This window comes from Kitasatospora sp. NPDC089913, assembly GCF_044748625.1.
Classification (GTDB): Bacteria; Actinomycetota; Actinomycetes; order Streptomycetales; family Streptomycetaceae; genus Kitasatospora.
In genome coordinates, this window is record NZ_JBIVGI010000033.1 from 36,027 (window position 1) to 60,253 (window position 24,227).

A 24,227-nucleotide genomic window follows, 5' to 3' on the forward strand; every position below is an offset into this window, starting at 1 on the left:
CAGAGTGAGATTCCCTTTCATTCCAAGGAGGTTGACATCATGAACGCTCGTATCGCAGCCCTGATGGTCGCGGCGGCAGGGATCACGGCGGCAACGGTCGCTCCGGCCTCGGCCGCGACGGTCACCACCGGCGGCACGACCTCGGTCACGAACGGGGCGGGCGGCGTCTCCTGTACGACCGTGCTCAACCAGCCGTGCGTCTGGCAGGAGAAGGACGGCGGAGGATTCGTCGGCGTCGCCCAGGTGTCCGCCGACCCCGGGCAGTTGACGATAGTCAAGGTCGAGGTGCGCACCCAGCGCGCCTGGGGCAGCCCGTGGCTGCCGGCCGCCTCGGCGACCACCGTCACCAAGGGCTCCGCCCGGGCCGTGACCCCCCGCGTGGTCACCGGCGACCTGAAGATGGTCTGCGCCACCGCCGGCCCGGCCCTGGAGGCCGCGCAGCAGGTGACCACCTGCACCTACCCCTTCTGATGCCCCGTCGGGTTCGGAAGGGGTGACGCGGTCGGGGCCCCGCAGCCCCGGCCACGGCCGGCCGCCGGGTCCGCAACCGGCGGCCGGACCGCTTCCCTCTCGGCGCACCCGCCCCCGCTCCCACCAGCAATCACTCAGAATGCTCCCAGCCGTCGCACAGGTCACCGACGCGTCGACGAATGCGCCAACCTCCTCCCGAAGGCCGTTCGCGGCGCACAACCCGGTTCGGAGCATGGGTTTTTGCACTATCTTGGGAATTCGTGGACGGGGCGGGCCGCCCACCGGGCAGAGCTGTGCCGAACGGCCGGAACTGCCCGTGCGACGTGTCCCACCCCCGCCGCCGCAGCATCACACGGGGAGGAAGGGGGAGCGTGTCCATGCCCGAGGGGACCGCGCATTCGACCGGGACCGAGCACGGCCCGAGCACCGGAAGAGCCGACGGAACAGGCACCGGAACAGGCACCGGGACGGCCACCAGAACCGGCCCGGCACCGACCGGGGTTCCGCTTCCCGGCGTGGATCCGGCCCCGACCCCGGCCACGGATCCGGGCCCGGAGCCGACCGCGGATCCGGCGCCGACCACCGCCCCGCGACGGACCCGGCTGGCCGGCCGCCGCGCCACCGTGGACGCCGTCCTGCGCAACTCGCCGCTCCAGCCGCTGTTCCGGCTCGCCGCCACCCGGCGGCTGGCCGTCCTCGCCTACCACGGGGTGGACGACCCCCGGGTGTTCGCGCTCCAGATGGAACGCCTGGTCCGGGTGGCCCGCCCGGTCCCGCTCGCGGCCGTCGAGGAGGCCGTGCGCACCGGACGGGCGCTGCCGCCCCGCAGCGTGCTGGTCACCTTCGACGACGGCGACCGCACCGTGCTCACCGAGGGCCTGCCCGTGCTCACCCGGCTCGGCATCCCCGCCGCCGCCTTCGTGGTCACCGATCTCGTCGGCGGCGACCAGCCGTTCTGGTGGGCCGAGGCCGCCTTCCTGGCCGCCCACGGCGGCACCGCCCGCAGCCTGGACGGCTGCCCGCCGGGGGGCGTCGTCCGCCGGATGAAGACCCTCCCCGACGGCGAGCGCCGGGCCGCACTGGCCGAACTCGGCGCGAGCGCCCGCGTCCGCGCCCCCCGCCAGGAACAGCTCACCCCCGCCGATCTGCTGACGCTCACCCGGAACGGCGTGGCCGTCGGCAACCACACCGCCGGCCACCCCTGCCTCGACCGCTGCGACGGCGGCACCGTCCGGGACGAGATCCGACGCGCTCACGACGCGCTCACCGGCTGGCTCGGCGGCGAGGAACCCACCGCCTTCGCCTATCCCAACGGCAACGTCGACCCGCGCGCCGACGCCGAACTGCGGCGCCTCGGCTACCGGACCGGCTTCCTGTTCGACCACCGCCACGACCGCCTCCTGCCGCCGCACCCGCTGCGGATCAGCCGGCTCCGGGTCAACTCGACCACGGGGCGGGACCGGTTCGACACCATCCTGTCCGGGCTCCACCCCGCCGTGCACCACCTGCGCGGCGGCAACTGACCACCCGCGGCCGGAAGCGCCGACTCCCGTTGCTCCCGTTCCGCCGAAGCCCGGAAGGAAGCGGCGGCGGAACCGGCCGAACCGCGTCGATCGGTCGCGGGAGTCCGGGAGAATGCGGACCTGACCGCGACCGGAGCGCCGAGCGGCGGCGCACCGGGGCGGCGAAGACCTGGGGGCAGGCACGTGGGGGCACGAGACGCGGGGGCGGGACAGGTGGGGGCAGCACGGGTGGGGCCGGGAGGCGCGGCTGCGGGAGAGCTCGGCGCGGCGCACCGGAACGAGGCCGCGGCGCGCACGGTGCCGGTCCGCCACCGGACGCCCGCCCTGCCGCCGGAAGTCGTCGACGGCTGGCGCGAACTGGCGGCGGGCCCGGCCGGCGGCGCGTGGTTCAGCACACCGGAGTGGACCCTCGCCTGGTGGGAGACGCTGGGCACGGCCGCCGGCGACGGCGAGATCGTGGTGTGGCGGGACGGGGACGGCCGGATCGACGCCGTGGTCCCCCTGCTGCGCACCGTCCAGCGGCTCCACCCCCGCGCGCCGCTGCCCGTCCCCTGCCTGACGGTGCTCGGCTCCGGCGCGGGTGCGGCCGACCACTGCGGCTTCGTCGTCGCACCGCACCGCCGCACCGAGGTGGCCGACTGGCTCTCCCGACGCGGGCGGCGGACGAGTCTGCTGCTCACCGACCTGGATCCGGACCAGGCCGCCCTGCTGCCGCCCGACGCGACGGAGATCGGGCGCACCGCCTGCCCGCGCGCCGATCTGGCGGCCGGTCCGGAGGCGCTGGGAAGCCGCCAGTTCCGCGCCGACCTGCGCCGCTACGGCCGGAAACTGGCCGCCGAGGGAGTCACCTTCCGCTGGGTGCCGCCCGCCCTGGCGACGGCCGAACTCCCGGAACGCTTCGAGCTGCTGCACACCACCGTCCGGCTGCACCGGCTGCGCCGGGCCGCGCTCGGCCGGCCGACCACCTTCGACGAGGCCAGGGCGCCGCTGCACCTGCGGGTGATCGAACGGGCCGCCGACACCGGACGCGGCGAGGGTCCGGCGTTCCTGGTCGCGGAGCGGGCGGGCGAAGTGGTCGGCGTGCTGTACGGGTTCCAGTGGCGGGACACCTTCGCCTACTACCAGATCGGCTGGGACCAGGCCTGGGCGCCGCTGCGGCTCGGCACGGCGGTGATCGCCGAGGCGATCCGGGCGGCCGCCCGGCAGGGGCTGGCCACCTTCGACTTCCTGCGCGGCACCGAGCCCTACAAGTACCGCTTCGACGCGGTGGACCGGGAGGACGTCTCCTGGCTGGTGCCGCACGGCCTGCCGGGGGCGCTGCTCGGCCTCAAGTACCGTGCGAAGGAAGCGCGTCGTACGCCCGCCTGATCGATCGCCGTCCGCCGGTTCGGCTGTCCGGGGCTCCTCGGCGGGTCTACTCTCGTGGCGAACACGACGGGACGGGCCAGGGGGGAACCGGGCCCGCCCGTCCTCGACCGAGGGGCCCGCATGCCACATCCCAAGGACCAGTACCTGCCCGGGGACAACCCGCCCGACCTGGTGGGCCAGGTCGACAAGCGGATCCGCTCCTGTCTGGACGGCTCCCGCCTGCCGGACCCGGCCGACCTCTTCAACCCCCTGGTCGCCGCGCTGAACGCCGCCGTCCCGGCGGCCCTCCCGGCCAACCCGCACGCGCTCGCCAACGACACCCAGGTGTTCCAGGAGACCGTCCGGTTCTTCCTGGCCCACGAACTGGCCAGCACCCATGACCTGATGATCCTGCACTCGAAGCTCGCCGGCTGCGCGGTGTCCGTCGTCGACCAGCACGACCCGCTCTACGGGAACCACACCCCCGTCCAGCTCCAGCTGCTGCTGGAGGGCCAGCTCGACGGGATCGCGCAGCAGGTGGTCGACGGCTGGTACAACGCCGGGCACGGGTTGCTGCGGCGCCGGCCGAGCGCCGACATCGTGGCCCTGTTCCACCGGTTCGGCACGCTGGCGCGGTTCGCCGACCCGATGAACCAGGACGCCCTGGGCACCGCCTACCTCGCGGCGCACCCCGTCGCGCCCGGGTTCAAGCCCGTCCTGACCGAACAGGTGCGGGGCTCGCTCGAGCAGACCCTGCGCAAGCTCCCCGCCGTGGTGGCGGCACTGAAGGGGGCCTCGACCGTCCCGCTGCGCGGCGGGGTCGATCCCCGCTGGGCCACGGCCCCCCTGGTCGAGGCGGACCACTCCGAGCACGACACGGTCAGGACCGGCCTGCTGGTGGACAAGGCCCTCCCGAAGAGCGTGGAAACGATCAAGAAGGCCCTGACGGCCCTGAGCAACGTGATCTCGCCCGGCGTCCAGGGGCAACTGCCACTGCCCAGGTTCACCGTGGTGAAGACGAGCGGCACGGATCTCAACGTACGGGCCTTCACCGGCGCCGGGGGCATCAACATCACGATCGGGGAGACGGACACGCTGGACGTGGTCGCCCACGAGGTCGGCCACGTGATCGAGAACGTGTTGCCGATCGGCTGCTGGCTCGACCTCGTCCGGCTGCTGCACGCCCGGCACACCGCCGCGGGCGGCGGCACACTGCTGCCGATCTACCCCGGGCACGCGGACCCGGAGGTGGCGAAGGAGTGCGCGTACCGGGCCGTCATGCCGGTCTCGCCCCCGCGCTCGACCACCAGCGGCAGCTACGCGGCGAAGGTCTACGGCGCCGAGAGCGCCACCGAGTTGCTGTCGACCACGCTCGAACTCCTGGTCACCGCGAAGGGCACCGAGACGCTGCTGACCAAGGACCCGCAGCTGCTGGCCGTCGTGCTGCGCTGGCTGCTCGGCACGGTCGGCGTCCAGGCCGCGGGCAACACCCTGATGCTCTCCTGGGTGCTGCCCTCTCCGCTGTAACCGCGCCGGGGCGGTGGGACGGTCCGGATGGTCCGCCGCGCCGCCCCGCAGCGTACCGCGCGCGGCGTACCGTGCGCGGTGTCCGCCCGGTGCCGGCCCCTCAGTCCCGACGGCCCTTCAGCCAGGCGGCGAAGGCGTCGAGCGCGGGGGCCGGGTCGCGGCGACCCAGGCCGATCCGGAACCGGTCGGCGGGCGTCGGGGTGAGTTCCGAGGCGAAGATCGAGGCCGGCAGCAGCAGGACACCGGCCTCCTCGACCAGCCCGGTGCAGAACGCCTCGACGCCGTCGGCACCCAGGTAGCGCGGGTAGGCGACACAGCCGCCGTCCGGGGCGCGCCACTCGAACAGGCCGTCGAAGCGGGCGAAGAACTCGTCGAAGAGGGGCAGATTGGCCGCGAGGACCGCCCGGTTCCGGGCCAGGATCGGCTCACGCGCCTTGATCGCGATCCGGGCGAGGATCTCGCTGGGAGCGGCGTTGCAGATGGTGGTGTAGTGCTTGGCGCGCTCCAGTCGTCCGCGCAACTCCCGGTCGCGGCACACGATCCAGCCGATCCGCAGGCCGGGCAGGCCGAGCGACTTGGAGGTGACGTTCAGCGAGAGGGCACGCTCGGACAGGTCGGCCGCCTGGGGCAGGGCGCGGGCCGGGTCGCGCTCCAGACCCCGGTAGACCTCGTCGCTGAAGAGGTGGATGCCGCGCTCGTCGCAGATCTCGGCCAGCCGGACGAAGTCGGCGGCGTCGATCACCGCCCCGGTCGGGTTGTTGGGGAAGTTGACGGACACCACTCGGGTGTTGGGGCGCAGCGCGGCGGTGAGTTCGTCGAGGTCGAGCGCCCAGTCGCGGGCGGGGTCGAGCGCGACGCCGGTGACCTCGCAGAGGGACATCGGGACGGTCTCGGCGGACTGGTAGTTCGGCGTGAGCACCACGGCGTGGTCCTCGGGACCGAGCAGGACCTGCATCGCCAGGTTGAGCCCCTCCTGCGCGCCGCCGAAGCAGATCACGTCGTCGGCGTCGGCCCGCTCGTAGAGTCCGGCGATCGCCCGGCGCAGGGCCGGGTCGCCGAAGGTCTCGGTGTAACCGAGCGCGAGGGTGTCCCAGGCGTGGCGGTCCTCCGGGTCGGCGAGGGCGAGCAGTTCGGACATCGTCATGGTCTGCGCGTCGGAGGCCGTGAGGTGGTGGCGGGCGGTGAACTCCCAGCGGGAGAAGTACGTCTCCAGGCGGAAGTCGGGGAGCCGGGTCATGGCGGGTCTCCTTCGTGGGGGCGGGTCAGTCGGCCGGGAGGGCCAGCGGTCCGGGGGTCTCGGGCGCTTCGGGGGTCTCGGCCGCGCCGGGGCCCTCCCGCAGTTCGGCGAGCAGGGTGTAGACGGTGGAGCGGGACACCTCCAGCGCCCTCGCGACAGCCGGGACCGCGCGCCGGACGGCGAGCACTCCGGCCCGGTCGAGTTCGCGGAGCACGGCGAGCCGGTCCTCGCGCCCGAGCTGCCGGAGCGGCCGGCCGTGGGCGCGCACGTAGCCGCCGATCACCTCGTTCATCCGCTCGGTCCAGTCCTGCTCGAAGAGCGGTTCGGGGCGGGGGGCGGTCGGCGCGGCGAAGGCGGCGAGCAGGGCGGCGGCGTGTTCGAGCGGGGCCCGGTCGAGGTTGACGCACAGGACGGCCGCGGGTCGGCCGTCCTCGTCGCGGAGCACGGCGCTGACCGAGGAGAGCCGCCGGCCGTCGGGCAGCAGCTTCGGATAGGGGCCGTAGACGTCGGGGGCGGCCTGGTCCAGGGCGTCCAGCTCGCCGAGCAGCGAGGGGTCGCCCGGCGCGCGCCCGCCCATCGGGTTCCAGACGGCGAGGACCTCGTCGCGGGCGGCGTCGTGCAGGACGACCTCGGCGTAGGGCCCGAGCAGCAGGGCCACCGCCTGGCAGACGGGGGCCCAGGCGCGCAGGCGCGGGTCGGGGGTCTCGGAGGTCATGATTGGACTGTACGTCCAGGCTGGACGTTTCGTCCAGGTCGGATTGCGGAACGGGCCCGCCCCCGGGGTGGGAGACCTCGGGGAACGGGCCCGTGCCGGGTCGGGCGGGACCAGGCGGATCAAGCGGGACCAGGCGGCCCAGGCGGCCCAGGCGGATCAGGCCGGATCAGGCCGGATCAGCTGCAGGTGATCTGGAGCAGCGCCGCCTTGCAGGTACGGCTCGCCGAGTCGTTGCCGGGCACCGGGTCGGCCGGGGTGCCGGCGGTCCGGGCGGTGGTGACGGCGAAGGTGCGGCCCAGGTCGAGCAGACCGACCTGGACGGTGAAGTGCCGGGTGACGCTCGCGCCGACGGCCAGCGGACCGGCGATCACGCAGGTCAGACGGCCGGAGGCGACGGTGCAGTCACTGCTGGTGGCGATCATGCCGCTCGGCAGCGCGGAGGTGACGGTGACGGCGGTCACCGGGTCGGGGCCGCGGCCGGTCACCGTCAGCGTGTAGTCGACCCGGCCGCCCAGCAGGCCGGACACCGGGGAGGCGGTGAGCCCGACAGCGGCGTCGGCGGTCGGCGCGACGTACCCGAACCGGTCGGCGGGCACGACGGCACTGGTGCCGCCCGCCGTGGTGACCCGGACGTCGACCGTTCCGGCGACCGGCGAGGCCGGGGCGGTGGCGGTGCAGGAGGTCGCGGTGCAGGAGAACGAGACGGCGTTGCCGGCGGCGCCGAAGCTCACCGCGGTCGCGCCGGCCAGGTCGGTGCCGGTGACGGTGACCGCCGTGCCGCCCGCCTGCGGGCCGGTGGCCGGGCTGACGGCCGTGACGACCGGCGCGGGCGGCGGGAAGTCGAGGACGCTGACGGCGGACCCGTCGAAGTCGGCCAGGTAGCCGCGCCGGCTGTCGGACGAGATCGCCAGGCCGAACGGGCTGGCGCCGACCTGGACGGTGCCGGTGACGGTGCCGGTGGCGGCGTCGATCGCGGTGAGCGTGCTGTCCGCGTAGTTGCTCGCGTAGACGGAGCGGCCGTCGGGTGCGGCGGCCACCGCGTAGGGGTTGGTGCCGACCTGGACGGTGGCGGTGACGGTCCGCTGCGCGGTGTCGATCGCGCTGACCGTGGAGTCGCCGCCGTTGGCGGTCCACAGCCGGGAGCCGCCGGGGGCGAGCGCGAGGCCGAACACGCCGTGGCCCACGGGTATCGAGGCGCCGACCGTGGCGGTGGCGGTGTCGATCACGTCGACCCGCTGGTCGCCGGATGCGGCGACGTACACGGACGCGCCGTCCGGGGCGACGGCCACGCCGTGCGGCTCCGCCCCGACCGGGACGGTCGCGGTGACGGTGGCGGTGGCGGTGTCCAGCACGCTGACCGTGCCGGCCTCGGCGTTGGTCACGTACGCGTGGGCACCGTCGGGGGCGACCGCCACCCCGAAGGCGCCGGCGCCGACCGGGACGGTGGCGACGACCGCGCCGGTGGCGGTGTCGACCACGCTGACCGTGCCGTCGAGGTGGTGGGTGAGGTAGGCCGTCCGCCCGTCCGGCGCGACGGCGACGGCGTAGGAGCCGGTGCCGGCGGTGAAGGTGCCGGCGACCGTGCCGGTGGCGGTGGCCAGAACGGTGACCGTGCCGCTGCCCTGGCTGGTCACATAGGCCCGGGCGCCGTCCGGGGTGAGCGCCACGCCCGCCGGGTAGGGCGCGACGGTGACGGTGGCCGCCACCGTGGGCGGCAGCCCGGCCGCCGCGGCGGCGCCGGCGGTGTCGGCGGACGCGGTGCCGGGCTGGGACAGCAGGGCGGCCGTGGCCGCGCCGACGGCGGCCACGGCCGTCCAGAAGCGGCGCGGGGACGGGCGTGTTGTCACGGTATCTCCAGACTCGTCGGAATCGTCGAACCGGACGCTGCACGGCCGCACCGGGCACTCCGGGCGACCCGGGGGGACTGTCCGGATCGCCCGAAGCGTAGAAGGTCGATTGACGAAGCGTCAGGAGATGACCGGGATTGTTGCCAACCGTTCAAGTCTGTTCAATTGGTCACTATTCGAACCGCCCGGCCTCCACTGGCGGGGGCCGGGCGGCACGGGATCAGCGTTTGACGGCCACACCGCCGTACATCGCGATGTCCTGGTCCCGGATCGGCGCCGCGTCCGGGTCGGGGTTCCAGTGGTGGACCAGGGTCACGCCGGGGTCCAGCAGCTCGTAGCCGTCGAAGAAGGCCAGGGTCTCGGCCCGGTCGCGGATCTGCAGCGGGATGCCCCGGGCGTTGTACTCGCGGCCCACCCCGCCGACGCCCACCGGGTCGGTGTCGCCGGTGAAGACGGTCAGCGCGAGGAAGCTGCCCGGCGCCAGGCGGTCCATCAGCCGGCGCACCAGGCCCTGCGGGTCGTCCGCGTCGAGGACGAAGTGCACGATCGCGATCAGCGACAGCGCCACCGGCCGGGAGAGGTCGATCACTTCGCGCAGCGCCGGCGAGTCCAGGATCGAGTCGACGTCACGCAGGTCGGCGTCCAGGTAGGCGGTACGGCCCTCCGGGGCGCTGGACATCAGCGCGCGGGCGTGGGTCAGCACGATCGGGTCATTGTCGACGTACACCACCCGCGACTCCGGGGCCACCGCCTGAGCGATCTCGTGCACGTTCGGCGAGGTGGGGATGCCCGTGCCGATGTCCAGGAACTGCCGCACCCCGTGCTTCTCGGCGAGGTGGCGGACCACCCGTTCCATGAAGGTGCGGGTGGTCCGCATCGAGGTCGGCAGGGCCGGCCAGGCCTGCACGGAGGCGTGGGCGGCGACCCGGTCCGGCGCGAAGTTGGTCTTGCCGCCGATGAGGTAGTCGTACACCCGGGCGGAGTGCGGGACGTCCATCCGGAGGTCCACTCCCGTCCAGGACTCCCGGCCCGGCCCACCCGGCCGCTCCCCCGACACCCAGTCAGCGCGCCCCATGTCGCTCTCCCGCTCTGCCCCGTTTGACGTTCCGATCCGGCTCCCGTCGGCGGCCCGCCGCGTCAACTCGGCAGCGGGCGCGCCTTCGTGCGCACGGTAACCGACCGTACACCAGGGGATCGGGCGCTGCCTGAAGGGGTGGCGCGATCGGGCAGCGGCTCAGCCCAGTCCGAAAAGGGCGGCGAACGCGGTTTCCAGGCCGGTCACGGCCGCTGTCAGCAGGGCGACCGTGCGCAGGGCGTCGAGAACGGTGCTGACGCGGCGGCGGAGGGGGCCCTCGCGGGGCTCGTCGCGTGCCGTCTCCGCGAGGATGTCGGCGAGGGCGCCGTCCGCGTCGGCGGCGTCCGCCTCGGGGACGGCGCCCGGGTGTTCGGCGCGGAGACGGGCGAGGGCGGTGCGCAGGGCTTCGGCCGCCGCCCGCAGGGCTTCGGGGCCGGGTGGGAGCGGTGGCGGCGGTGGGGCCGGATCCGTGCCGATGCGGACGGTCGAGCCCTGGCCGCCGGCCACCGGGCCGTACACGGTGGAGCCGACCACCTGGATTCCGCCGGTGTTCCAACTGGCACCGGCGGGCGGCCGGTTCGCCTCCGGCCCGACGGTGGCGTCCGCGTCCTCGGTCATGTGCCCTTCCCCTTCCCCTTGCCGATGTCCACCCTGGCCCCGGCGCCACCGGCGACCGGGCCGTGCACGGTGGAACCCACCACCTGGACACCGCCGTTGTTGATGTTGGTGATGCTCTGCGACTGCTCCTCGAAGGCCGCGCTGTCGTAGCCGCGCGCCTTCAGTTCGGCGCCGACCGCGCTGAACACCCGCTCGGTCACGGTGCTCAGGAAGCGCTGCACGTCGTGCTCCTGGAAGATGTTCTGGTACGTCGCGCCGGCGCCGAGTTCGCGGACGCTCGACCGGGGCGCGTAGTCCACCGCGTAACCGGCCCGGGTCAGGTGGCGGTACCGGCGGGCGAGCCGGGCGGCCCGGCCGCGCGACCGCCAGGCCTGCCGGACCTGGCCGACGGCGATCGCCGCGTCCCCGCCGAGGCGGCGCCCGGACCAGCTGAGCGCGTTCATCGCGTGCATGAAGCCGGAGCGGTGCCCCAGCAGGTCGACCACGTGGTACTCCTGCGCCACCGGACCCAGCACGTACGGCAGCCACTCCAGGTACAGCAGGCCGCCGCGGGTACTGGCCCGGACCAGCACGGTGACCACGACCTCCTCCTGCCAGGAACCGACCCGGATCGCCAGGTAGTGCCGGAGCCGCTCGTGCCCCGACCTGCTCAGCAGGTCGGCCCAGGCCGGTTCGAGCAGGACCTGTTCCCCGGCCCGGCCGGACATCGCGCCCAGCCAGCTGTCCGGGGCGTCGTCGCGCAGACTGGGCCGGAACACCCGGTCGGTGACGGAGAGTCCGCGCAGCGAGTCCTCCGGGTAGCGCGGGTCCTGGGCGAGCGCGCGGACCCGCGCCGCGACCGAACGGTACAGCGTGCTGGTGTCGATCGGGTCCGGCGCCCGGCCCCGCGCGGCCCGTTCGGCGGAGGGGCGCAGCTCGAAGGTCATCCGCCAGATCCGGCCGGCCTTGCCGAGGCCGACCAGGGGAGCCTGGCGCTGGTACAGGAGCTCCGGTCCGGCCTGCTGCTCGCCCAGCCGCGCGTAGACCCGGGCGGCCCGGGAGCCGCGGGGGCTCGGCGGCGGGACGGGCGTGGGGTCCATCCCGACCAGGGCGGACAGCCGGCGCCGCAGCCGGTACCGCAGCCGGGCGCAGAGCAGCCAGATCAGGGCCAGTTCGACCAGCACCCCGGCGCCGGTCGGGCCGGCGAGGTCGGGAACGAAGATCCGGTTCAGGTTGGAGCCCTCGAGCGGGCCGTAGAGGTAGGTGGCGACGGCGGCCACCAGGGCCAGGGTGGCGAGCAGCCGGCCGACGCCGGCGACGGCCCCGCGCCAGCCGGTGGCGCGGGGCGACCTCGGGGTGATCATCAGCCGCTCGATCTCCAGGCCGAGCCGGTGGTCCATCCGGCCGGACCCGAGGCCGCCACCGGCCAGCGTCAGCAGCAGGAGCAGCGCCAGGGCCGCGAGCCCGGCGCCCACGCCGAGCACCGGGAATCCCAGCACCATGACGAGGACGCAGAACACGCCGGTCCGGGCCTCCCAGCGGCGGGCGGTCAGGGCCTCGTGCAGCACCCGGACCAGGTCGGTGCCGGGCGAGGGCGCGGGGATCCGGAAGGACTGCTCGACCAGTTCCTCGATCAGCGCGGCGCGGAAGCGCCGGTCCAACCAGGCGGCGGCGCACAGGTAGCGGGTGGCGTCGCCGGGGACGGTGCCGGCCTGGCGGTGCAGGTTCTCGGGCGTCGCCGGGACGGCGGGGCCGGGTGTGCCGGCGGAGGTGAACGAGGGGCCCAGGTACGTCGGGGTGTCGTGGGGCTCCGGCGGTTCGGCGGACGACGGCCCGGCGGACGGCGGTTCGGTGGACACGGGTTCGGTGGACACGGGTTCGGCGGACGGCGGTTCGGGGCGCGCAGGTCCGGGCCGCACCGACTGCGGCGGCACCGGCTGGGGCGGCACCGGCTGGGGCCTCGGCCGCGGCGGGACGACAGGCCCGGTCCGGATCGGCGGCGAGGGCGGCGGATACCCCTGCGGCGGGGCGGGCGGGCGGGGCGGAGGGTAGAGCGAGGGCGGAGGGTAGGGCGGTGGTGTCCGCGAGGGTTCCTGCGGCGGAGGCGGCGGTGGGGTGCCACTGTCCATGTTGTCCCCATTCCCCAGGTCGTATTCCGGCGAACGAGCTTGGCCAGTAAAGCAGTTGACCTGTCCGACGGACAGCGCGCCGCACGCTTCGGCGGGTAACGGTTCGGCTCCGCCGAGTGGCGCGTGCAGGAAATTGGAGTCCCAGAGTCGTATTCGCTAGCCTGTCGAGCGTGAGGCTGACCAAGAGCACCGACATCGCCCTCCGCATCGCCATGCGGCTGGCCGTCCTCGACGAGGAGGACAACCCGACCACCCGCGAGGTGGCCGAGGCGGTCGGCGTGCCCTACACCCACGCCGCCAAGGTGGTCAGCCGACTGCAGCACCTCGGCGTGGTGGAGGCACGGCGCGGTCGCGGCGGGGGCCTGTCCCTCACCGCGGCGGGCCGCACCGGCTCGCTCGGCCCGCTGCTGCGCGAGCTGGAGGGAGTGGGCGACGTGGTCGGCTGCGAGGACGAACCACCCTGCCCGCTGCGGGCGGCCTGCCGGCTACGCGGGGCGCTGCGCACCGCCCAGGAGGCGTTCTTCGCCGCCCTGGACCCGCTCTCGATCGGCGATCTGGTGACCGCGCCGACCGGACCGGTCCTGCTCGGCCTCACCACCCGACCGGGCCTCGGCACAAGACCCGGCCGCGGCACCGGTCCCTCCGACTGACCCACCCCGGCGCCGACCCGAGCACCCCACCGCAGGGCATCCCCACCGCACCACCACCGCCTGCCCCACCGCACCGCACGGCATGGCACGGCACGGCGCCACCGCCGCACCCGCGGCACCACCCCACGCCGGTCCGCGCATCCGCACGGCCGAAAATACGACTCTCAGATACCAGTTTGGAGCGCCTCAGATGCTTTCCGCCAAGTCCGCCGAGGTCGTCGAAGCCACCCTGCCCGTCGTGGGTGGCGCGATCGGCGACATCACGCCGCTGTTCTACGACCGGATGTTCGCGGCCCACCCGGAGCTGCTGCGCGACCTGTTCAACCGGGGCAACCAGTCCAACGGCAGCCAGCGACAGGCGCTCGCGGGCTCGATAGCCGCCTTCGCGACCGCCCTGATCGCCGCTCCGGACACCCGTCCGGACGCACTGCTCGCCCGCATCGCGCACAAGCACGTCTCGGTCGGCATCAGCGAGGACCAGTACCGGATCGTCCACGAGCACCTGTTCGCCGCCATCGTGGAGGTGCTCGGCGAGGCCGTCACCCCCGAGGTCGCGGCCGCCTGGGACGAGGTCTACTGGCTGATGGCGAACGCCCTGATCGCCATCGAGGACCGGCTGCGCGCCGAGAGCGCCGCCGCCCAGCACCTCGACCCCGCCGACCTCTGGCGCCCGTACACCCTCGTCGCCCGCTACCCGGAGACCGACGACGTCACCACCTACCTGGTCCGCCCGGCCGACGGCCGCCCGCTGCCGGCCGCCCGGCCCGGCCAGTACCTCTCGGTGCGCGCCGAACTCCCCGACGGCGCCCGGCAGATCCGCCAGTACAGCCTGTCCGGCGCGGCGGACGGCGCGCTCCGGTTCACCGTCAAGCGGGCCACCGCCGAGACCGCCGGGGGCCCGGCCGGCGAGGTCTCCAACCACCTGCACGAGCACCTGCGGGCCGGGGACGTCCTCGACATCGCCCCGCCGTTCGGCGATGTCGCACTGACCGACGGCGAGGGCCCGCTGCTGCTCGCCTCGGCCGGCATCGGCAACACGCCGATCACCGCCATGCTGGCCCACCTCGCCGCCACCGGCTCCACCCGCCGGGTCGTCACCGTGCACGGCGACCGCGACCAGCTGTCGCACGCCTTCCGCGCCGACCTCGCCCAACTGACCGCCAAGCTGCCGGACGCCACCGCCCACGTCTTCTACGAGCGGCCGCTCGGCGACTGGCCGGCCGGGCGGACCGGCCTGGTCGACCTGTCCACCGTCGACGTCCCCGCGGGCGCCACCGCCTACCTCTGCGGCCCGCTGCCCTTCCTGCGCTCGGTCCGGGCCCAGCTCCTCGCCGCGGGCGTCCCGGCCGCCGACATCCACTACGAGGTGTTCGGCCCCGACCTCTGGCTCGGCCAGGACGCCTGACCCGGTCCCGCGCTCCCTCCGCACCCCGTCCGTCCCCGCCCCGTCCGTACCCCGTCCGTGCGGCCGGCTCGCACGGACGGGGCGCGGGGCCTCAGGGCCGGAGTTCGAGCGTGCAGCACTTGGGCCCGCCGCCGCCCTTGAACAGCTCGGAGACGTCGACGGGTATCGGCTCGAAGCCCTCGTCGGCGAGGCGGGCGGCCAGCGCCTTCGCGGCCTCCGGCAGCAGTACCCGGCGGCCGTCGGAGACGGCGTTCAGACCGAACACCTCGGCGTCCTCCAGGTCGGCGAGCACGGCGTCCGGGTAGAGGCTGCGCAGCAGCGCCTGGCTGTCCGGGGTGAACGCCTCCGGGTAGTACATGACCTGGTCGTCGGTGAGGACGGCGAGCGCGGTGTCCAGGTGGTAGAAGCGCGGGTCCACCAGGGACAGGGTGAGCACCTGGCGGCCGAAGAGGTCCCGGACCTCGGTGTGCGCGGCCGGATCGGTGCGGAAGCCGCTGCCGGCCAGCACCCGGCGGCCGACCACCAGGTGGTCGCCCTCGCCCTCGTTGACGCGCTCGGCGCGTCGCACCTCGCGGTAGCCGCGGGCCCGGAACCAGCTCTCGTGGGCGTCGGACTCGCCGGCCCGCTCGGGGTGGCGGAAGCTCGCGACCAGCACCCGGCCGTCGAGCACGGTGGCGCCGTTGGCCGTGTAGACCATGTCCGGCAGGCCGGGCACCGGATCGATCAGCTCCACGGTGTGGCCGAGCTGCCGGTAGAGCTCGTGCAGCCGCTCCCACTGCCGGACGGCGAGCGCGGTGTCCGTCGGCTGCCCCGGGTCCATCCAGGGGTTGATCGCGTACTCGACCGTGAAGTACGTCGGCCGGCACATGAGGTAGCGCCGCGGCTTCGCGGTGCGCTCCGGGATTCGGTACGACGGCATTCGGCGACCTCCGCGGTCGGGAACGGGACGGAGCAGAGAGGGAGCTGTGACGGAGCGGACGCGGGCCCCGGTACGGGGCGCGGACACCGCCCGCCGCCTACGTCCGTACGGTCCAGAGGGCGGCTGCCCCGGCCGCGCCGTTCCCACACCCGGGCGGACGCACGGGGTGGCGCAGTACCCCGCGCATCCGGTGCGCCCGCCCGCGCGCCCCTGGCGCACAAGGGCGCTCGCGAGCCGTTCCGGAACGTCCGAACCCGTCGTTCCGGCCCGTGCGGGCCTCCGCCCGGGCCTTTCGGCCCTTCCGTACACGGCCGCTCCGGGCCCCCGTTTCCGGGCCTTCCGACCGCACGTGGCCGATCTCACGTACCGCTACCGGCCACCTACGGTGGCGTAGGTCACTTGAGACAGTGAACTATCTCCTTCATGTCGTACCTCCAGGAGACTCTTGACCTCAATTCGTACGTCGCCCTCGGGGACAGCTTCACCGAGGGCCTGAACGACCCCGGCGCCGACGGTGCTTTCGCCGGCTGGGCCGACCGGCTGGCGGGGCTGCTCGCCGACGGCAGGCCGCCGGGCGGCTTCCGGTACGCCAACCTCGCGGTGCGCGGCCGGCTGCTGGACCAGATCATGGCCGAGCAGGTGCCGGAGGTCCGCCGGATCCGGCCCGACCTGGTCACCTTCTGCGCCGGCGGGAACGACATCCTGCGCCCGGGCAGCGACCCGGACGAGGTGGCCGAGCGCTTCGAGTCCGCCGTCGCCCAACTCGTCGACGCGGCGGGCACGGTGCTCATCTGCACCGGCTTCGACACGCGCGGCGTGCCGCTGTTCAAACACCTGCGCGGGAAGATCGCCACCTACAACGGCCACATGCGCGCCGTCGCCGACCGGTACGGCTGCAAGGTGGCCGACCTCTGGTCGCTGCGCGCCGTCCAGGACCGCCGTGCCTGGAGCGAGGACCGCCTGCACCTCTCCCCCGAGGGCCACCAGCGGGTCGCCCTGCTGGCCGCGCGCTCGCTGGGCCTGCGCACCGAGCAGGACCCGGAGGCCCCCTGGCCGTCCACCCCGGCGCTCTCCCCCGCCGAGCAGCGCCGGGAGGACCTCCAGTGGGCCCGCGAGTTCCTGCTGCCGTGGGTCGGCCGCCGACTGCGCGGGGAGTCCTCCGGCGACAACGTCGAGGCCAAGCGCCCCGAGCTGATGCCGCTCTGACGATCCGTCAGTCGATCGCCCGACGGACGGCGTCCGGCCGTCCGGCCGCCCTCGTACCTGCGCGGACCCCCGTGTGCACGAGGGCGGCCAGACCGGCGCCGACCAGGTACCAGAACAGATCCGGCGGGTTGAAGGTGGATCCGAGCACCAGCCGGGCGAGCACACTGCGCCGGGCCAGGTCGTCCGGGACCCCGGTCAGCTGGAACAGCTCCACGGCCCAGCTCAGGCCCGCCGCGGCCACGGCCGCGACCGGCGGCCGCAGCCGCGGCGCGACCAGCACCAGGAGCGCGTACAGGAGCACGGTGTAGAGGGCGTCACCCGCGTACTTGGCCACCTCGCCACCGGCCACGGTCCGCACCCCGAGCCCCGCGCCGACCGTGAGCACCGCCGCCACCGCGGCCGCGCCCCGGACCGCCCGCCGCCGCCCCCGAAGATCGTCCATCCCGGCACCCTACGGCCGGCCGGCACCTCCCGCCGACCCGCCCCGGCCCGGCCCGGCCCGTGCCGACCCGTGCCGACCGCCGACCGCCCCCGCACGCGACCGACCGCTCCCGACGAGCGACGACCGCCGACCGCCGACCGCCGACCGCCGACCGCCGACCGCCGCGGGAACCGCGGTCGCCTCCCGGTGCGTCCCTCCCTGCCGAAAGACCGGACGGGCGGACCGGTAGCCTGCTGGCCGGCCCGTTTCCGGGCCGGGTCCGCGCAGGTCGCGGGCGGGAACGACAGAGACAGGGCGGGGCGCAGTGACTCAGCTGACCGAGACGGTGAACGGGTCCGGGACAACGGCGGACGCGGCGGGAGCCGGGCACGGACCCGGGCGACGGTTCACCGTCGAGGGCTTCGCCCCGCGCCAGGACGGCGACGCGCGCGAGCGCGGCAAGGCCCTGCGCACCCGAACCCCGCGCGAGCGGCACGCCGAGTTCCCGCCCGTCACCGACCGCCCGACCGCGGTCCAGGCGATCGAGGCCTCCAACGAGGGCCGGCTGGCCGGGCTGGTGCCGATCCGGCTGGGCCGGATGGCCGCCACCCCGTTCGCCTTCCTGCGCGGTTCGGCCGGGCTGATGGCCGCCGATCTCACCGCCACACCGACCAGCGGCACCGTCGCCCAGCTCTGCGGCGACGCCCACGCGGCCAACTTCGGCCTCTACGGCGACGCTCGCGGCCGGCTCGTGATGGACATCAACGACTTCGACGAGACCGTCCCCGGCCCGTGGGAGTGGGACCTCAAGCGCCTCGCGGCGAGCCTGGTCCTGGCCGGCCGGGAGATAGGCGCCGACGAGACGACCGCCCGCCGGGCCGCCTTCGACGCGGCCGGCGCCTACCGCCGCACCATGCGCACCCTGGCCAAGCTCCCGGCGCTGGACGCCTGGAACGCCGTCGCCGACGAGCAGTTGGTCTCCTTCGCCCAGGCCCACGACCTGGCCGAGCTGCTGGAGAAGGTCGGCGCGAAGGCGCTCGGCAACACCAGCGCCCGGTTCGCCGCCAAGTCCGCCGTCCGCTCCGAGGACGGCGCCTGGCGCTTCACCGCGGCGCCGCCGGTACTCAGCGAGGTGACGGACGCCACGGCCGCCGCCGTCGCCGGCGCGCTCGGCGAGTACGTGGGGACCGTACCGAGCGAGCTGCACCCGCTGCTGTCCCGCTACCGGGTGCAGGACGTGGCGTTCCGGGTCGTCGGCACCGGCAGCGTCGGCACCCGCTCGTACGTCGTCCTGCTGACCGACCACCGCGAGCAGCCGCTGGTGCTCCAGGTGAAGGAGGCACGCCCGTCGGTGCTGCTGCCCCACCTGGCCCGGGCCGGCCACCCGGTGGCCGGGGCGGACGTCCACGAGGGCCGCCGGGTGGTCCGCGGGCAGAAGCGGATGCAGGTGGTCAGCGACACCCTGCTCGGTTGGACCACGGTCGACGGACTCCCCTACCAGGTACGTCAGTTCCGCAACCGCAAGGGCAGCGTGGACCCGGCCGCCCTGCTGCCCGCCCAGTTGGACGACTACGCCCGGATCACCGGCGCCCTGCTCGCCCGCGCCCACGCCCACACCGCCGACCCGGGGGTGATCAGCGGCTACTGCGGCAAGAACGAGGCCCTGGACGAGGCGGTGGCCACCTTCGCGGTCGCCTACGCCGACCGTACCGAGGCCGACCACGCCGACCTCCTCACCGCCATCCGCGCCGGACGCCTCCCGGCCGAGCACGGCGTCTGACCGGCACCCCCGGCCCGGCGCTCCCGAGCGCCGGGCCGGGGGAATCGTCCGTCCCGACGCCGAAGCCACGCCCCGACAGCTCGGCGAAGAGACCGTGACGCCGAGCGAGCTCGGCGCCAAGGTGCGCGCACAGGAGTCGTTCGCCGCGCTCGCGGAGGCGCCGGTCGTCGTCCTGGGGTCCGCCTTCTTCATCGACACGATCATCGAACACGTCTGGAACCACGCCTTCGCCCCGCTGACCCGGGTGACCAACGTCCGCGCCCGCTACTCCAGATCGAACTGGCTGGATCCGCGCGCCAACATCGGCGCCTACCTGGACACGTTCGCTTCCGAGCGGCTCTGACCGCGACCGCCCGACCACGCCCCGGCCCGGGACCGTCGGCCGGGACGTCAGGGGGCGAGGAACGGGGCCACGGCCGCGACGAACTCCGCCGGGCGGTCCCGATGCACCAGGTGGCCCGCGTCGACGGTGACCAGGCGGCAGTCGGGGATCAGTCCGGCCAGCTCGGCCAACCCGGACTGCGGGACGTGGCTGCTGGGTCCGCCCGCCACCAGCAGGGTGGGGGCGGTGATCGCGGTCATCCGCTCCAGCCGGCGCGGGTCGGGCCGGTCGATCTGTCCCTTGACCGCCCGGACCACCGCCCAGTCGAAGTCGACGGGTTCCTCGGGGGCGTCCGCGACCGGGCTCGCCGGGCGGGGGCGCGGGGCGGGGACGTCCTCCAGGACGAGCCGGCCGACCCGGTCCGGCCGGTCCTGGGCGAGCAGGTAGGCGACCACGCCGCCCATCGAGTGCCCGACCACGTCCACCCGCTCCAGGCCGTGCGCGTCCAGCAGGGCGAGCACGTCGTCCCGCATCGCCTCCAGGCCGTACCGGCCGGGGCGGCCGCTGTCGCCGTGACCGCGCAGGTCGAGGGCGTGGACGCGGTGGTGCGGGGCGAGGGCGGGAAGCACCACGTCCCAGTCGGTGGCCCGCTCCCCGAGGGCGTGCAGCAGGACCAACGGCGGGCCGTCGGCCGGGCCGCTCTCCCGGCAGGCGAGGGAGAGGCCCGGCAGGTCGACCATCAGCGGTTCGGTCATACCGGCCACCGTAGTACGGGCCCGGCCGGGCCCGGCCGGGCGTTCGCCCAGCGCTCAACCCGTCGACGCTCCGTGCGGCAGCGCCCGACACGTCCACGCCCGACACGTCCGCGCCCGACGCCGCGGCGTCAACGCGTCGGCGTGCTCTCCCGCGCGGGGCCGCCCGCCGCCGCTCCACCCGCCGCTCCACCGGGTGCGGCCCCGGCCGCCGCCCGGGCCGCCGCCCGTTCCGACGCCCGGCCCGCCAGCACCGAGGCGACCACCGCCAGCGCCGCCACCGCCGCGCAGACACCGCTCGCCCACGCGAACGCCGCCCGGTGCCCGCCGCCACCGCCGGTCGCCCGCAGGTAGACGCCGGACAGCGCCGAGACGCTGACCGCCGCCGCGATCCGCTGCGCCATCTGCAGGATCGCCCCGCTCACCCCGGCCGCCTCGGCCGGCGCGTGCCGCAGCACGAACGCCTGGTTGGTGGCCGCCATCAGCCCGACCGAGGCGCCGCCCAGCAGTTGGAGCAGTGCGAGCAGCCAGGGCAGCGGACCGGTCGGTGCCCAGCGCGCGACCAGGCCGCCCGCGAGCATCACCAGCGCCGAGCCGGCCATGCCCGCGGTGACGGTCCGCCGGCCGAACCGCTGGACGACCCGCCAGGCGAACGCCGAGGCGAAGCCCATCGCGACCGCCGACGGCAGCGCGACCAGGGCCGCGCCCATCGGCGAGAGACCCAGGCCGTCCTGGAGGAACATCGTCAGCACCAGTCCGGCGGCCAGCGAGGAGCCGAACTGCGCCATCGCCAGTGCCGTCCCCAGCGCGTAGGGCGCGGAGCGGGTCAGCGCCGGGTGGATCAGCGGGTGGCCGCCGCGCCGGGCGTAGCGGTGCTGCCACCGGGCCAGCGCGCCGAGCAGTGCGGCCGCCGCGACGGCGAAGCCGAGCCAGCCGGCCCAGCCCGGGGGCTGGACGAAGGGCAGCATCAGCGCCAGGGTCAGCGCGGCGACGAGCAGCAGTCCGACCAGGTCGAGGTCGGCGTGCCGGGCACTGGGGCGCGGGCGAGGCAGGTGGCGGACCGCCAGCAACAGGGTGACCAGTCCGAACGGCACGTTGAGCAGGAAGGTCAGCCGCCAGCCCTGTTCCGGTCCGACGGCGGCGAGCACCGCGCCGCCGATCGGCGGGCCGAGGGCGAAGGCGAGACCGCCGGTCACGGCGTACATCCCGAGCGCGCGGGCCCGCAGCTGGCCCTGGAAGACGTCCTGGAGGGTGCCGATCATCTGGGAGTTCACCAGTCCGGCGCCGGCGCCCTGGAGCAGCCGGGCGGTGACCAGCACCCAGGGCTCGGTGGCGGTCGCGGAGAGCAGGCTGACGACGGTGAACAGGGCGAGGCCGCCGACGAAGAACCACTTGCGGCCGCGGACGTCGCCCAGCCGCCCGCCGGGTATCAGGGCCAGGCCGAAGGCCAGCGAGTAGCCGGCGACGATCCACTGGAGGTGCGCGGGCTGGGCGTGCAGCGACTCGCGCAGCGCGGGGATCGCGGTGTTGAGCACCGACTGGTCGATGAGGGTGGTGAAGCCGCCGGCGACACAGACCAGCAGCACCCGCCGCCCGGCCGCGTCGAACCGCTCCTTGACCGGCGGCGCCGGTATCGCGCCGGTCGCGTTCACGGTTCGACCACCACCAGCGCGTACCTGGCACCGGCCGGGCCGGGGCAGTGGAAGCGGCTGGTCTCGGCGGTGAACCGCAGGCAGTCCCCTGCCTCCAGCAGGTGCTCCGTGCCGTCGACGGTCATCGACAGCAGGCCGTCCAGCACCCAGAGGTGGTGCTCCCGGCCGGTGTTGTCGGGCTTGTCGTAGGCGATGTCGGCACCGGCCGGCAGCCGTCCCTCGATCACCTCGGCCCGCAGTGAGCCGTGCGGCGGCGAGACGGAGCGCCGGACGTACCCGGTCGCCTCGTCCCGCCAGACCCGCTGGTCCCCGGCCCGCACCAGCCGGGCGGGCGCGGCCTCGACCTCGGCGAGCAGCCGCGACATGCTCCGCCCGTACACCGCGCAGAGCCGCCCGAGCAGCGCCGCCGTCGGGCTCACCTCGGCCCGTTCGACGCGCGACAGCGTGGAGCGGCTGACGTCCGCCCGCCGCGCCAGCTCCTCCAGCGTCCATCCGCGTTCGACCCGCAGTTCGGCGAGCCGTTCCGCCAGCCGCTCGTCGGCGGCCGTTTCCATTCCCATATTCGTGATGCTATCCCGGATATGGGACATCGAGGGGGGACGGCGGGAGGACGAGCACGGGACGACGACGGGACTGCTTCGGGACGGCTCCGGGACGGATGCGGGACGCCCCCGGCCCGGCCCCCCGGTCGGAAGGGGCGCGGACCGGGCCGACCCTTCGCCCCAGGGGCGAACAGCTGGCCGCGCCGGACGCACCGGCGGTGAACTGCTTCCGGACGCCCCGTGGGCGCCCGGAAGCGCAGCTGATCCAGTCCCCGTTCCGTCCCCGGAAGGACCACCCATGCTCTCCGCCCGTGCCGCCCGTCTGCTCGCCGTGGCCACGCTCGGCCTCGGTGCCACCCTCACCCTGAGCCCCGGCCAGGCGTTCGCCGCCGAGGGCAACTTCGCGATCGGCTCGGGGTCCTGCCAGGCCGTCGAGAAGATCGAACTGCACTTCGTCAACGGCGCCTGGCACGACGAGATGGCGAACAACCCGACCCAGAACTCGGCGAGCGACCCCTACCGGTGTCGCTTCACGGTCTACGACAACGGCAACCTGATCTGGAGCTCCTCCCCCGCCACCGGCACCGGGGCCCAGTCGCCGTGGTTCTACGACGGTCCGGGCCACAGCATGAAGGCGTGCGTCCAGCGCTACTACAACGCCACACCGCAGGGCACGGCCAGCTGCGGCCCGCTCAACTGACCCCGGTCCCGACCGGGTCGGCCCCGGCCCGGCCGTGTCGCGCGGCCGGGCCGGGGCCGACCGGGCGTCCGGCGGCTCACGTGCCCGCCGACAACAGGGCGCGCCCGAGCGGTGCCACGAGGTGGCGGACGTGACGCCCCTGCCGTTGCGTCGTGATCGCCCCCGTCGTCCGCAGGGCGGTGGCGTGGGCACTCGCGGTGGACAGACCGATACCGAGGCGGGCCGCGAGTTCGGTGGTGCTGCAGGGCGCCTGCCCGACGGCCCGCAGGACGCGGGCGCGGGCCGGACCGATCAGGCCGGTCAGCGGGTCGGCCCCGGTCCGCTCGCGCTCGGCGGACGGGCCGACGGCCGGGTGGAGCAGCACCGCCGGCCGGCCCGGCACCAGGACGGCGCCGACGCCGTCCTGGACGAAGAAGTTCGGGTGCAGCTCCAGACCCCGGCCGTCCAGGTCGACGGTCCGGTCCGGTCCGCCCACCGCGCACCGGAGCACGCCCTCCTCCTGCCAGCCGACGCGGTGGTGGAGCACTCCCAGCATGGCGCCGATGCCGGCCTCGCCGGAGACGTGGGCGCGGTGGGCGATGTCGGTCCGCAGATGGCGCTGGATGTCGGACCAGTCCTCGGCGAGGCAGGCCCGGAACAGGGCCAGGGCGCCGCCGGCGAGCAGCCGCAGCCGGCGGGTGTCGCCGTCGCGGAGCTCGACGACGATCCGGGGCACACCCCGCCCGGCGCCGTATCCGGCGAGCGCCTGCCGCAACTCGGCCGCGGTGGTGGCCACCAGGGCGTCGAGTTCGTCGGCGAGCTGCCGGTCGGTGCCCTGGGGATGGGTCACCAGGAAGTCCGGCACACCGCTCCGGCAGGCGCCCACCACCTCGAGCAGCGGGGCCGCGCTGTGCGGTATCCGGCCGCGCATCCGCGTCCACCAACGGGCCCGGCGGGCACCGGCCCAGGTCGGGGATCCGGTCAGGGCGGTCAGGACGTGGTCCATCGGTGAGACCACGAACCGGGTCCGGGCGAGATCCGGGACAGCAAAGTTGACGGTCAGCACACATCCCCCAGAGGCCCGGTCGCTTCGGCCTGTGCTTCGCGGTGCGACGGCTGTCCCCGGCCGGGTTCGGCGACAGGCCGGATCGGCGCTGCCCGACGGGCGGGTGGTCCCGGCCGGGGGCGGCGGCGTCGGGGACCATCCTGTGCCTCGGTACCGGCTCCTTCCATGGCGGGAACCCGGCGTTCACCCGGCGTTCCGGGCGGGCGACCGGCGTCGCCGGGCCGGGCGGCAGGGGCGCGGACAGCGCTCCGCCCCGCCGGACGAGGTCCGGCGGGGCGGGGGCGACGGGACGGCGGGACAGTGGACGGCGGGGCGACGGGACAGCGGGGCGGCGGGACGGCGGCGGGCGACCGGCCTTGCGCGAC

Annotated in this window: 22 protein-coding genes; 10 read left to right on the top strand and 12 right to left on the bottom strand. The window is 75.0% G+C overall.

The features are described from left to right. Positions 1–39: 39 nt before the first annotated feature. The 4 genes from ACIPYS_RS34465 (at position 40) to ACIPYS_RS34480 (ending at position 4,868) form a co-directional block, all read left to right on the top strand. The gene (locus tag ACIPYS_RS34465) at positions 40–471 is read left to right on the top strand and encodes a hypothetical protein (protein WP_400753657.1); all 432 of its coding nucleotides are present in this window, start codon (positions 40–42) and stop codon (positions 469–471) included. Positions 472–986: 515 nt separating this feature from the next. Continuing rightward, on the top strand, positions 987–1,994 hold the full coding sequence (locus ACIPYS_RS34470) for a polysaccharide deacetylase family protein (protein WP_400753659.1): 1,008 nt from the start codon (positions 987–989) through the stop codon (positions 1,992–1,994). A gap of 297 nt (positions 1,995–2,291) precedes the next feature. Beyond that, a complete protein-coding gene (locus ACIPYS_RS34475) occupies positions 2,292–3,362 on the top strand; it encodes a GNAT family N-acetyltransferase (RefSeq protein ID WP_400753662.1) in 1,071 nt (356 codons plus the stop codon). 120 nt (positions 3,363–3,482) lie between these two features. Continuing rightward, positions 3,483–4,868: a hypothetical protein gene (locus ACIPYS_RS34480; protein ID WP_400753665.1), complete on the top strand. Its 1,386-nt coding sequence runs from the start codon at positions 3,483–3,485 to the stop codon at positions 4,866–4,868. A gap of 100 nt (positions 4,869–4,968) precedes the next feature. Here ACIPYS_RS34480 and ACIPYS_RS34485 read toward each other — a convergent pair whose 3' ends face one another. The 6 genes from ACIPYS_RS34485 to ACIPYS_RS34510 form a co-directional block, all read right to left on the bottom strand. Beyond that, complete coding sequence (locus ACIPYS_RS34485) at positions 4,969–6,105, bottom strand: aminotransferase class I/II-fold pyridoxal phosphate-dependent enzyme (RefSeq protein ID WP_400753667.1); 1,137 nt, start codon at positions 6,103–6,105, stop codon at positions 4,969–4,971. Between the two features lie 25 nt (positions 6,106–6,130). Then, positions 6,131–6,820: a transcriptional regulator gene (locus ACIPYS_RS34490; RefSeq protein WP_400753669.1), complete on the bottom strand. Its 690-nt coding sequence runs from the start codon at positions 6,818–6,820 to the stop codon at positions 6,131–6,133. Between the two features lie 176 nt (positions 6,821–6,996). Continuing rightward, positions 6,997–8,667 (bottom strand): cytochrome D1 domain-containing protein, encoded by a 1,671-nt coding sequence (locus tag ACIPYS_RS34495; RefSeq protein ID WP_400753671.1) that lies wholly within the window; start codon positions 8,665–8,667, stop codon positions 6,997–6,999. A 220-nt stretch (positions 8,668–8,887) separates the two neighbouring features. Continuing rightward, complete coding sequence (locus tag ACIPYS_RS34500; protein WP_093858998.1) at positions 8,888–9,742, bottom strand: SAM-dependent methyltransferase; 855 nt, start codon at positions 9,740–9,742, stop codon at positions 8,888–8,890. Between the two features lie 159 nt (positions 9,743–9,901). Then, the gene (locus tag ACIPYS_RS34505) at positions 9,902–10,360 is read right to left on the bottom strand and encodes a hypothetical protein (protein WP_400753674.1); all 459 of its coding nucleotides are present in this window, start codon (positions 10,358–10,360) and stop codon (positions 9,902–9,904) included. Next, positions 10,357–12,213: a hypothetical protein gene (locus ACIPYS_RS34510; RefSeq protein WP_400753677.1), complete on the bottom strand. Its 1,857-nt coding sequence runs from the start codon at positions 12,211–12,213 to the stop codon at positions 10,357–10,359. Before ACIPYS_RS34510 ends, ACIPYS_RS34505 begins: the two co-directional genes overlap by 4 nt. Before the next feature lie 425 nt (positions 12,214–12,638). On the opposite strand from ACIPYS_RS34510, the gene ACIPYS_RS34515 reads away from it, so the two are divergent. Both ACIPYS_RS34515 and ACIPYS_RS34520 read left to right on the top strand, forming a co-directional pair. Then, positions 12,639–13,118, top strand: coding sequence for an RrF2 family transcriptional regulator (locus tag ACIPYS_RS34515; protein WP_400753680.1), 480 nt, complete (start codon positions 12,639–12,641; stop codon positions 13,116–13,118). Between the two features lie 190 nt (positions 13,119–13,308). Next, positions 13,309–14,523, top strand: a complete 1,215-nt coding sequence (locus tag ACIPYS_RS34520; RefSeq protein WP_400753683.1) for a globin domain-containing protein — start codon at positions 13,309–13,311, stop codon at positions 14,521–14,523. A 91-nt stretch (positions 14,524–14,614) separates the two neighbouring features. Here ACIPYS_RS34520 and ddaH read toward each other — a convergent pair whose 3' ends face one another. Continuing rightward, on the bottom strand, positions 14,615–15,442 hold the full coding sequence (ddaH, locus tag ACIPYS_RS34525) for a dimethylargininase (RefSeq protein WP_197698722.1): 828 nt from the start codon (positions 15,440–15,442) through the stop codon (positions 14,615–14,617). A 423-nt stretch (positions 15,443–15,865) separates the two neighbouring features. Between ddaH and ACIPYS_RS34530 the strand changes: the two genes are divergently transcribed. Further along, on the top strand, positions 15,866–16,648 hold the full coding sequence (locus ACIPYS_RS34530; protein WP_400753687.1) for an SGNH/GDSL hydrolase family protein: 783 nt from the start codon (positions 15,866–15,868) through the stop codon (positions 16,646–16,648). Positions 16,649–16,655: 7 nt separating this feature from the next. Here ACIPYS_RS34530 and ACIPYS_RS34535 read toward each other — a convergent pair whose 3' ends face one another. Then, positions 16,656–17,090, bottom strand: a complete 435-nt coding sequence (locus ACIPYS_RS34535; protein ID WP_400753691.1) for a DUF2809 domain-containing protein — start codon at positions 17,088–17,090, stop codon at positions 16,656–16,658. A gap of 304 nt (positions 17,091–17,394) precedes the next feature. Here ACIPYS_RS34535 and ACIPYS_RS34540 point away from each other — a divergent pair, with 304 nt between their 5' ends. Together ACIPYS_RS34540 and ACIPYS_RS34545 are read left to right on the top strand one after the other, a co-directional pair. Further along, a complete protein-coding gene (locus tag ACIPYS_RS34540) occupies positions 17,395–18,849 on the top strand; it encodes a DUF2252 domain-containing protein (RefSeq protein WP_400753694.1) in 1,455 nt (484 codons plus the stop codon). A gap of 94 nt (positions 18,850–18,943) precedes the next feature. Then, positions 18,944–19,192 (top strand): hypothetical protein, encoded by a 249-nt coding sequence (locus tag ACIPYS_RS34545; RefSeq protein WP_400753697.1) that lies wholly within the window; start codon positions 18,944–18,946, stop codon positions 19,190–19,192. 47 nt (positions 19,193–19,239) lie between these two features. On the opposite strand, the gene ACIPYS_RS34550 is transcribed toward ACIPYS_RS34545, so the two are convergent. From ACIPYS_RS34550 to ACIPYS_RS34560, 3 genes are all read right to left on the bottom strand, one after another. Continuing rightward, on the bottom strand, positions 19,240–19,926 hold the full coding sequence (locus ACIPYS_RS34550) for an alpha/beta fold hydrolase (RefSeq protein ID WP_093859007.1): 687 nt from the start codon (positions 19,924–19,926) through the stop codon (positions 19,240–19,242). Between the two features lie 128 nt (positions 19,927–20,054). Next, a complete protein-coding gene (locus ACIPYS_RS34555; RefSeq protein ID WP_400753699.1) occupies positions 20,055–21,575 on the bottom strand; it encodes an MFS transporter in 1,521 nt (506 codons plus the stop codon). Beyond that, positions 21,572–22,135, bottom strand: coding sequence for a helix-turn-helix domain-containing protein (locus ACIPYS_RS34560; RefSeq protein ID WP_400753701.1), 564 nt, complete (start codon positions 22,133–22,135; stop codon positions 21,572–21,574). The genes ACIPYS_RS34555 and ACIPYS_RS34560 overlap by 4 nt, the downstream gene beginning before the upstream one ends. A 280-nt stretch (positions 22,136–22,415) precedes the next feature. Between ACIPYS_RS34560 and ACIPYS_RS34565 the strand changes: the two genes are divergently transcribed. Continuing rightward, positions 22,416–22,817 (top strand): hypothetical protein, encoded by a 402-nt coding sequence (locus ACIPYS_RS34565; protein WP_093859009.1) that lies wholly within the window; start codon positions 22,416–22,418, stop codon positions 22,815–22,817. Positions 22,818–22,893: 76 nt separating this feature from the next. Here the strand turns inward: ACIPYS_RS34565 and ACIPYS_RS34570 are convergent, their stop codons facing one another. Then, complete coding sequence (locus ACIPYS_RS34570; RefSeq protein WP_159424797.1) at positions 22,894–23,802, bottom strand: winged helix-turn-helix domain-containing protein; 909 nt, start codon at positions 23,800–23,802, stop codon at positions 22,894–22,896. Positions 23,803–24,227: the final 425 nt, after the last annotated feature.